This is a genomic window from Pseudomonas sp. XP1, assembly GCF_053557675.1.
Map to the genome: position 1 here is coordinate 2500 of NZ_JBNRIJ010000060.1, position 10238 is coordinate 12737.

Consider the following 10238-nt stretch of genomic DNA (forward strand, 5'->3'; position numbering starts at 1 on the left):
ACCTTGGTCGCCCCGTTCGGGTTTTACGCTTGCTTACTCCTGCGGGGCCTCTTCGGCGCCAGCAGCTTCTTCGTTGTCTGGCGCTTCAGCCTCGACGCCCTCTTCGTCCGCCTCGATCACATCATCGAGTTCGTCCTCGGAAGGCTCCTGGATACGCTCCAGGCCCACCAGCGTCTCGTCGGCAGCCAGCTTGATCAAGGTCACGCCCTGGGTGTTACGGCCCAGGCTGGACACTTCACCAACGCGGGTACGCACCAGCGTGCCCTGGTCGGAAATCAGCATGATCTCTTCGCCTTCCTGCACCTGGATGGCGCCGATCAGCAGGCCATTGCGCCCCTTTGTGCCCATGGCTATCACGCCCTGGCCACCACGGCCGCGACGCGGGAACTTGGACAGCGGGGTGCGCTTGCCAAAGCCACGCTCGGAGGCAGTGAGGATCTGCGCGCCGGATTCCGGGATCAGCATGGAGATGATCTGCTGGCCCTTGCCCAGCTTCATGCCGCGCACGCCACGGGCGTTACGGCCCATCTCGCGCACCACGCTTTCAGCGAAGCGGATCACCTTGCCAGCGTCGGAGAACATCATGACTTCCTTGGCACCGTCGGTGATGGCCGCAGCGATCAGGGTGTCACCTTCCTTCAGCTTCAGGGCGATCAGGCCGTTGGAGCGCGGACGGGCGAACTGCACCAGCGGGGTCTTCTTCACGGTACCCGAAGCGGTGGCCATGAAGATGTAGGCGCCGGTCGGCTCGGCCACCCACTCAGGGGTATCGCCGTCTTCCTCGTCCACTTCCTCGGCCTCGACCACTTCGCCTTCGAGCACGGTGTCTTCCGCGTCCTCCAGCTCTTCGTCGGCGTCAGCATTCTGCTGCAGGGCCTCGAGGTCGATCTGCAGCATGGCGGTGATGCGCTCACCTTCCTCCAGCGGCAACAGGTTGACCAGCGGGCGACCGCGGGCGGCGCGGGACGCTTCAGGGATGTCGTAGGTCTTCAGCCAGTACACCTTGCCCTTGCTGGAGAACAACAGCAGGGTGGCGTGGCTGTTGGCAACCAGCAGGTGCTCGACGTAGTCCTCGTCCTTCACACCGGTAGCCGACTTGCCTTTGCCGCCCCGGCGCTGGGCCTGGTAGGCGGACAGCGGCTGGGTCTTGGCGTAGCCGCCGTGGGAGATGGTCACCACGCGCTCTTCTTCCGGGATCATGTCGCCGTAGTTGAGGTCGTGGCGCGCATCGAGGATTTCGGTACGGCGGGCATCGCCATATTCGGCGCGGATAGCTTCCAGCTCTTCGCGGATCACTTCCATCAGGCGCTCGGCGCTGCTGAGGATGCGGATCAGTTCGCCGATCTGCTCGAGGATTTCCTGGTACTCGGCCAGCAGCTTCTCGTGCTCCAGGCCGGTCAGGCGGTGCAGGCGCAGGTCGAGAATGGCCTGGGCCTGTTCCGGCGACAGGTAGTACTTGCCTTCACGCAGGCCGTACTGCTCCGGCAGGTCCTCGGGGCGGCAGGAATCGGCGCCGGCACGCTCGACCATGACCTGCACGGCACTGGATTCCCAGGCAGTGGAAACCAGGGCTTCCTTGGCTTCGGACGGGGTCGGCGAGGCCTTGATCAGGGCGATGACCGGGTCGATGTTGGACAGCGCGACCGCCTGGCCTTCAAGGATATGGCCGCGTTCGCGGGCCTTGCGCAGCTCGAACACGGTACGGCGGGTCACCACTTCACGGCGGTGACGCACGAACGCTTCGAGCAGGTCCTTGAGGTTGAGCAGGCGCGGACGGCCGTCGACCAGGGCCACCACGTTGATGCCGAATACGCTCTGCAGCTGGGTTTGCTGGTAGAGGTTGTTGAGCACCACCTCCGGCACCTCGCCACGGCGCAGCTCGATGACGATGCGCATGCCGTCCTTGTCGGACTCGTCGCGCAGCTCGGTGATGCCTTCGATCTTCTTCTCTTTGACCAGCTCGGCGATCTTCTCGATCAGGCGAGCCTTGTTCAGCTGGTACGGCAGCTCGGTAACCACGATCTGCTGGCGGCCACCGACCTTGTCGATGTCTTCGACCTCGGAGCGGGCACGCATGTAGATGCGACCCCGTCCGGTACGATAGGCCTCGATGATGCCCTGACGGCCGTTGATCAGGCCTGCAGTCGGGAAGTCCGGGCCAGGGATGTGCTGCATGAGCTCATCGATGGTGACTTCGGGGTTGTCGATGAGCGCCAGGCAGCCATCGATGACCTCGCCGAGGTTGTGCGGCGGGATGTTGGTCGCCATGCCCACGGCGATACCGCTGGAGCCGTTGACCAGCAGGTTGGGAATACGGGTCGGCATGACCGCCGGGATCTGTTCGGTGCCGTCATAGTTGGGCACCCAGTCGACGGTCTCCTTGTGCAGGTCGGCCAGCAGCTCGTGGGCCAGCTTGGCCATGCGCACTTCGGTGTATCGCATGGCGGCGGCGTTGTCGCCGTCCACCGAACCGAAGTTGCCCTGGCCGTCGACCAGCAGGTAGCGCAGCGAGAACGGCTGGGCCATACGCACGATGGTGTCGTAGACCGCGGTGTCGCCGTGCGGGTGGTACTTACCGATCACGTCACCGACCACACGGGCGGATTTCTTGTACGGCTTGTTCCAGTCGTTGCCCAGTTCGCTCATCGCATAGAGAACGCGACGATGCACGGGCTTCAAGCCGTCACGCGCATCGGGCAGCGCTCGCCCGACAATCACGCTCATCGCGTAGTCGAGGTAGGACTGTCTCAGTTCGTCTTCGATATTGACCGGGAGGATTTCTTTGGCCAGTTCGCCCATGAGAAGCCTGATTCCTTTTTCTGGTGAAACTTCGCAGCTCCATCAAGGGCCGAACGAAGCTCGCCGCCGCAACGCATAAGGGTGCGACGACTTACGACAAATCAATGAGTTGTGCCATGGATCTGCGCAATGAAGGCCGCCGTGGTGGGCGGTCTTGGAAACTGCCGGATGTTATCACAAAGGCAGGGGCGGTGGGGAGATGTGGCAGGTGGCCTCAAGCGGGTTCGGATATTGATCTTCTATAACCTGTGCCGGCCTCTTCGCGGGTGAACCCGCTCCCACAGGGATATCGCAAGGCCTGAGAGCGGTGCCACACCTGTGGGAGCGGGTTTACCCGCGAAGAGGCCGGCACAGGCACTACGAATATCAGTGCAGGCGCTTGCGGCAGACCAATTGTGCCAGCTTGGCGGCATCCGGTCGCTCGACGATACCGCGCTCGGTCACGATCACATCGATCAGGTCGGCCGGGGTCACATCGAATACCGGGTTGAACACCTCGACATCCGGCGCAACCCGGGTGCCGCCAATGTCCAGCAACTCGTCGGCAGCGCGTTCTTCCAGCGGGATGTCCTCGCCCGTGGCCAGGTTCAGGTCAATGCTGGTGCTCGGCGCCACCACCATGAACCGCACGCCGTGGTGCATGGCGCTGACCGCCAGCTGGTAGGTACCGATCTTGCCGGCCACGTCGCCGTTGGCGGCGATGCAGTCCGCCCCCACCACCACCCAGGTGATGCCCTTCATCTTCATCAGGTGGGCCAGCGCCGAGTCGGCGCACAGGGTCACCGGGATGCCTTCGTTGGCCAGTTCCCAGGCAGTCAGGCGCGAACCATGCAGCCAGGGGCGGGTCTCGCCGGCATACACCCGCTCGACCATGCCCTCCAGGTAACCGGCGCGGATCACCCCCAGGGCGGTACCGAAGCCACCACAGGCAAGGGCGCCGGCATTACCGTATGTGAGCAGGGCCTGGGCGTTGCCCTGGTGGCGGCGAATCAGCTCGATACCGTGCTGGGCCATGGTCAGGTTGGCTTCGCGGTCACTTTCATGGATGGCCACCGCTTCGGCCTCCAGCGCCGCCAGCACGCCTTCGTCCGGACGCAGCCGCTGCAGGCGCTCACGCATACGGTTCAGCGCCCAGAACAGGTTGGCGGCGGTAGGGCGCGCTTCAGCCAGGACGAGGAAGTCTTCTTCCAGGTCCATTTCCCAGTCGCCGCCCTCGGCCAGCCGCTCTTCCAGGGCCAGCACCAGGCCATAGGCCGCGGCAATGCCGATGGCCGAGGCGCCGCGCACGGCCATGTCGCGGATCGCCACTGCCACCTGCGCGACATTGTCGCAGGCCAGCCAGCGCTCTTCCGACGGCAGCAGGCGCTGGTCGAGCAGGTGCAAGACGCCGCCCTGCCAGCGGATCCCGGCCACCTTCTCCGCCGCCAAAAGTCGCTCGCGCATCGCCTCTCCCCGTCGTTCGGATATCAAAAGCCGGCGATTATAGCGACCCTCGGGGCCGAGCGCTCGGGTATACTCCGGCGCAATTTTGCGAAGTTTCAGAGGACTGTTCTAATGAGCAACGTCGACCGCGCCGAAATCGCCAAGTTCGAAGCGCTGGCCCACCGCTGGTGGGACCGCGAAAGCGAGTTCAAGCCGCTGCACGAAATCAACCCGCTGCGCGTCAACTGGATCGACGAGCGCGCCAGCCTCGCCGGCAAGAAAGTGCTGGACGTGGGTTGCGGCGGCGGCATCCTCAGCGAGGCGATGGCCCTGCGCGGCGCCACGGTCACCGGCATCGACATGGGCGAGGCGCCACTGGCGGTGGCCCAGCTGCACCAGCTGGAGTCGGGCGTGCAGGTGGAATACCGGCAGATCACCGCCGAAGCCCTGGCCGAGGAAATGCCTGAACAGTTCGACGTGGTCACCTGCCTGGAAATGCTCGAGCACGTGCCCGACCCGTCTTCGGTCATCCGCGCCTGCTACCGCATGGTAAAGCCGGGCGGCCAGGTGTTCTTCTCCACCATCAACCGCAACCCCAAGGCTTACCTGCTGGCCATCGTCGGCGCCGAGTACATCCTGAAGATGCTGCCGCGCGGTACCCACGACTTCAAGAAGTTCATCCGCCCATCCGAGCTGGGCGCCTGGAGCCGTGTTGCCGGCCTGCAGGTGAAAGACATCATCGGCCTGACCTACAACCCGCTGACCAAGCACTACAAGCTCAGCAGCGACGTTGACGTCAACTACATGATCCAGACCCTGCGCGAGGAATGAGCATGCGTTTGCAAGCAGTACTCTTCGACATGGACGGCACCTTGCTCGACACGGCGCCGGACTTCATCGCCATCTGCCAGGCCATGCTCGCCGAGCGCGGCCTGCCGGCCGTCGATGACAAGTTGATCCGCGACGTGATCTCGGGCGGTGCCCGGGCAATGGTCGCCGCGACCTTCGCCATGAGCCCGGAGGCCGAGGGCTTCGAGGCGCTGCGCCTGGAGTTCCTCGAGCGCTACCAGCGTGACTGTGCGGTGCACAGCAAGCTGTTCGACGGCATGGCCGAGCTGCTGGCCGACATCGAGAAAGGCAACCTGCTGTGGGGCGTGGTCACCAACAAGCCGGTGCGCTTCGCCGAGCCGATCATGCAGCAACTGGGCCTGGCCGAGCGGTCGGCGCTGCTGATCTGCCCGGACCATGTCAAGAACAGCAAGCCCGACCCCGAGCCGCTGATCCTCGCCTGCAAGACCCTGGGCCTGGAGCCGGCCAGCGTGCTGTTCGTCGGCGACGACCTGCGCGACATCGAGTCTGGCCGCGACGCCGGCACCCGCACAGCGGCGGTGCGCTACGGCTATATTCATCCAGAGGACAACCCCAACAACTGGGGCGCCGACGTGGTGGTGGACCACCCGCTGGAACTGCGCAAGGTGATCGACAGCGCGCTGTGCGGCTGCTGAACCCCGTCTAGACCGCAGCACAGCCCCTGTGGGAGCGGGTTCACCCGCGAATGCGCCAGCCCAGGCGACACCGGCGCCTGATAGTACGCATTCGCGGGCAAACCCGCTCCCACGGGGAGGGTGCCGCGCCAACGAACTCGAAGGACCTACCATGTTCGACTACACCGCCCGCCCCGACCTGCTGCAAGGTCGGGTCATCCTGGTTACCGGTGCCGGCCGCGGCATCGGCGCCGCTGCTGCCAAGGCCTACGCTGCGCTGGGCGCCACCGTGCTGCTGCTGGGCAAGACCGAGGCCAACCTCAACGAGATCTACGACCAGATCGAAGCCGCCGGGCACCCGCAACCGGTGGTGATCCCGTTCAACCTGGAAACCGCCCTGCCCCACCAGTACGACGAACTGGCGGTGATGATCGAGGACCAGTTCGGCCGCCTCGACGGCCTGCTGAACAACGCTTCGATCATCGGCCCGCGCACGCCGCTGGAGCAGCTGTCGGGTGACAACTTCATGCGCGTGATGCACATCAACGTCAATGCCACCTTCATGCTCACCAGCACCCTGCTGCCGCTGCTGAAGCTGTCGGAAGACGCTTCGGTGGTGTTCACCAGCAGCAGCGTCGGGCGCAAGGGCCGGGCCTACTGGGGCGCCTACGGCGTGTCCAAGTTCGCCACCGAGGGCCTGATGCAAACCCTGGCCGATGAACTGGAAGGCGTGGCACCGGTGCGCGCCAACAGCATCAACCCGGGTGCCACGCGCACGGCGATGCGGGCACAGGCCTACCCCAGCGAAAACCCGCAGAACAACCCGCTGCCGGAAGAGATCATGCCGGTATACCTGTACCTGATGGGGCCGGACAGCAAAGGGGTGAATGGGCAGGCGTTCAACGCCCAGTAGGCCTGCACCGGCCTCTTCGCGGGCACGCCCGCTCCCACAGGATCACCACAGACCTTGAGACCTGCGCCGTACCTGTGGGAGCGGGCATGCCCGCGAAGAGGCCGGGACAGGAGAGCGATCAGCCCGCTGCCAACACCGGGCGCATGCGCCCCTGTTGGCGCCCTTCCAGCTGCATGCACCGTTCCAGGAACAGGTACATGCAGTCATAACTCTTGCAAATCGCCTTGCGCAGTTCATTGCGCAGCCCCTGGGTCGGGTTCTCGCCGGCCAGGGTGCAGATGATCTCCAGCGCCTCCCACGGGTGCGCATCGTCATACTGGGCATGCATCTTCAGCCACTTCATCGCCCGCTTGCGCTGGTCCTCCGGGAAGCCCTGCGCATAGGTGTCGGTGGAGCACACCACCGCCGACCATTCACCGGTCGCACCTTCGATGGCGTAATTGGTCGCCGCCATGGAAATGGCCAGGTTCTCGGTGGCGCACACGCGCCAGCACCAGTCATTCAGGCCGTTCAGCTCTGGCGGCACATCCTGGGCCTGCAGCTCGTGCAGGTGCACGCCATGCGCCTGGCACCAGTTCACCCAGTAGTCAGCGTGGTTGAGCTCGACACGGATGTTGCGCATCAGCCAGCGCCGCGCCATGTCTTCGCCCTGATGGCGGCCATAGCGGGTCTTGGTCAGGTTGTGGGCCATGTACAGCGAAAACTGCTCCACCACCGGCCAGCCACCTATCAGGTACTGGCGAATGGTCGATTGCTTCAGCTGGCCATCGCGCAGGCGCGCGTAGAACTCATGCTCCACTACCCGGCGCTTGCTCTCGCGGCAGTCTTCAATCAGTTGCTGGGCCCATTGGGGGTAGCTGGCGGGGTCCATCAAAGGCCCGATACGAACGAATGCGTCAATCACTTTCAGCTCCTTGATCCTTGTGATTTCTAGCTAGCGAAACGTGCCAGGTGCCCGCTGCAACAGAGGCCGGGCGGCGATCCGTTGGCGCTGCAGACTGTCACAGGTGAACACCTGAGGGCGTTCGATGAGATAGCCCTGGGCGTAATCCACGCCAATTTCCTGCAAGGCCTGCTCGATCAAGGGTGTTTCGACGAATTCGGCGATGGTGCGCTTGCCCATTACATGACCGATATGGTTGATGACCTCGACCATGGCCCGGTTGACCGGGTCGTCGAGCATGTCCTTGACGAAACTCCCGTCGATCTTCAGGTAGTCCACAGGCAAATGCTTGAGATAGGCGAACGACGACATGCCGGCGCAGAAATCATCGAGCGAGAAGCGACAACCGAGCCCCTTCAATTCGTTGATGAAGCGGATGGCGCTGCCAAGGTTGGCTATGGCGCTGGTTTCGGTGATTTCGAAACAGATCATCCGTGGCGGAATGGCGTATTCGACGAACAGGCGCTGCAGGTACTCGAGGAACTTGTCATCGCCAATGCTCGACCCCGACAGGTTGATTGCGCAGATCGACAACGGCCCCTCGCGCCCTTCGTCCAGGCATTGACGGATGACCAGGAACACATTGCGCACCACCCAGCGGTCCAGCGCGGTCATCAGGCCGTAGCGCTCGGCCGCCGGGATGAAGCTGCTGGGCAGGATGGTACGCCCGCTTTCGTCGTGCAGGCGCAGCAGGATTTCGATATGCCCGGGGCCCTCGAAGGTTTTCAGTGGGGCGATTTCCTGGGCGTACAGGCAGAAGCGGTTTTCTTCCAGGGCCACGTGCAAGCGCTGGATCCAGGCCATTTCGCCAAAGCGCATGGACAGCTCGCTGTCGTCGGCATGGTACACCTGCACGCGGTTGCGGCCCTTTTCCTTGGCCATGTAGCAAGCCATGTCGGCGGCGCGCAGCGAGGTCTCGAGGGTGCCGGGGGACTGGGCCATGTGCACCAGGCCGACGCTGACGGTGGTGACGAACGGCCGCCCTTTCCACACGAAATGCAGGCTCTGCACCAGCTGGCGCAGCTGCTCGGCAATGCGCTCGGCCTGGTCGGGCGGGCAGTTTTCCAGCAGCACGCCAAATTCATCCCCACCCAGCCGCGCCAGGGTGTCGCCTTCGCGCAGGCCGGACTGCAGCACTGCGCAGATGTGCCGCAGCAGCTCGTCGCCAGCGGCATGCCCGCAGGTATCGTTGACCAGCTTGAACTGGTCGAGGTCGAGGAACATCAGCGAATGCCGCCCGGCCTGGCGCGCCAGGTCATTGAGTGCCTGCTCCAGGCGGTATTCGAACTCGCGGCGGTTGGCCAGGCCGGTCAGGGCGTCGTGGGTCGCCTGCCAGGACAGGTTGGCGATGTACTGGCGCTCCTGGGTCATGTCGTGCAGCACCAGCACGATGCCGCTGACCTGGCCGTCATTGACGATCGGCGAGCCGACCAGGTTGACCGACACGGTGCTACCGTCCAGGCGCTGGATCAGCCGGGCATGCTCGGCGCCACCCTTGAGGCTGCCGCTGAGCACCTGTTCGACCAGGCTGCGGCCATCTTCCTCGGCCTGCTCGTCCACCAGGCTGAACAGCGCCGACAGCGGCAGGCCCTGGGCCTGGCCGGCCTGCCAGTGGGTCAGTTGCTCGGCGGCCGGGTTCATGTAGCCGATACTGCCCTCCACATCGGCGGTAATCACCGCATCGCCAATGGCCTGCAGGGTGATCTGCGCCCGCTCCTTTTCTTCCTGCAGGGCGCTGGCAAAGGCCTGGCGCTGGGCCAGCAGCTTGCTGGAGCGGCGCCAGGCAATGGCAATCAGGAACATCGCGGTCAGCAGGTTGGTGATCAGCAGCACCCGCAGCAACATGCGCGAGCCCTCGCCCAAGGCATCGCTGAACGCCTTGGCGGCCGGGGTTACCCCTTCGTTGATGGTGACGATGCGCGCCTTCCAGTCGCTGAGCGTGCGGGCGTCGACCGGGCCAGCAGCAAAGCTGCTGCGCATTTCCATGGCCAGCATATCCAGCTTGCCCAGGTAGTCGTCGCCGATATCCCAGTAGTCGATGGCCGTCTGCATGTAGCTGACGTTGCGAAAGTTGCGGTAGAACCAGATGATCCGCTCGACATCGTCGGGGTGGTTGCCGCCTTGCAGCACGGCCTGGCGCGCGGCGTCCAGGTCGGGGCTGGGCTGGTCCAGCACTTCGCGCAGCTGGTGGTCGCCCTGGGGCACGGTGATGGCCTGGCGATAACGATGGTAGGTGCTGTCGTCGCGGGTTTCGCCGTACAGTGTGAGGTAGTAGATGGCGTCTTTCTGCGCCTTGGACCACAGGCTTTCGCCCGCGACATAGGCACGCACAGCCGAGAGCGTATAAAGGCTGAGGCTGCCCAAGGCTACCTGGAAGACCACAACAGCGATGAAGGGCCAGGTGATGCCGAGCAACTTTGGCGCTTCTAGAGTGCGATGTCCCTTCATGGAGTCCCTGTCACAGAGCAGATAAGGCGCAAATCAACCCAGACAAAGCACAGCGTAGGCCATTTGCCATCCTCGCGGATGGGTTTTTTATGACAGGGAACCCGGGGGCCTGCACGGCCTTCCCGGCCCTATCGCCGGCAAGCCAGCTCCCACAGGTATGGACTGCCCCCTAGAAGTTGGACACCAATCCAACCCTTGGGGGATCTATGGGTAAATACACAGAGCAGTT

The 10238-nt window shown here is 64.2% G+C and carries 7 protein-coding genes; 3 read left to right on the forward strand and 4 right to left on the reverse strand.

The window, feature by feature from the left end; translation table 11 throughout:
- Positions 1-33: 33 nt before the first annotated feature.
- Positions 34-2799, reverse strand: coding sequence for a DNA gyrase subunit A (gene gyrA / locus ACK1U9_RS25225; RefSeq protein WP_085601025.1), 2766 nt, complete (start codon positions 2797-2799; stop codon positions 34-36).
- 366 nt (positions 2800-3165) lie between these two features.
- Complete coding sequence (gene mtnA / locus ACK1U9_RS25230; protein WP_108480531.1) at positions 3166-4242, reverse strand: S-methyl-5-thioribose-1-phosphate isomerase; 1077 nt, start codon at positions 4240-4242, stop codon at positions 3166-3168.
- Between the two features lie 111 nt (positions 4243-4353).
- Between mtnA and ubiG the strand changes: the two genes are divergently transcribed.
- From ubiG to ACK1U9_RS25245, 3 genes are all read left to right on the forward strand, one after another.
- A complete protein-coding gene (ubiG, locus tag ACK1U9_RS25235) occupies positions 4354-5052 on the forward strand; it encodes a bifunctional 2-polyprenyl-6-hydroxyphenol methylase/3-demethylubiquinol 3-O-methyltransferase UbiG (RefSeq protein WP_025338098.1) in 699 nt (232 codons plus the stop codon).
- Positions 5053-5054: 2 nt separating this feature from the next.
- Positions 5055-5726, forward strand: coding sequence for an N-acetylmuramic acid 6-phosphate phosphatase MupP (gene mupP / locus ACK1U9_RS25240; RefSeq protein ID WP_108480530.1), 672 nt, complete (start codon positions 5055-5057; stop codon positions 5724-5726).
- A 151-nt stretch (positions 5727-5877) separates the two neighbouring features.
- On the forward strand, positions 5878-6618 hold the full coding sequence (locus ACK1U9_RS25245; RefSeq protein ID WP_108480529.1) for a YciK family oxidoreductase: 741 nt from the start codon (positions 5878-5880) through the stop codon (positions 6616-6618).
- 118 nt (positions 6619-6736) lie between these two features.
- On the opposite strand, the gene ACK1U9_RS25250 is transcribed toward ACK1U9_RS25245, so the two are convergent.
- Both ACK1U9_RS25250 and ACK1U9_RS25255 read right to left on the reverse strand, forming a co-directional pair.
- Complete coding sequence (locus ACK1U9_RS25250) at positions 6737-7522, reverse strand: TenA family transcriptional regulator (protein WP_085601023.1); 786 nt, start codon at positions 7520-7522, stop codon at positions 6737-6739.
- Positions 7523-7552: 30 nt separating this feature from the next.
- Positions 7553-10009, reverse strand: coding sequence for an EAL domain-containing protein (locus ACK1U9_RS25255; protein WP_046615548.1), 2457 nt, complete (start codon positions 10007-10009; stop codon positions 7553-7555).
- Positions 10010-10238: the final 229 nt, after the last annotated feature.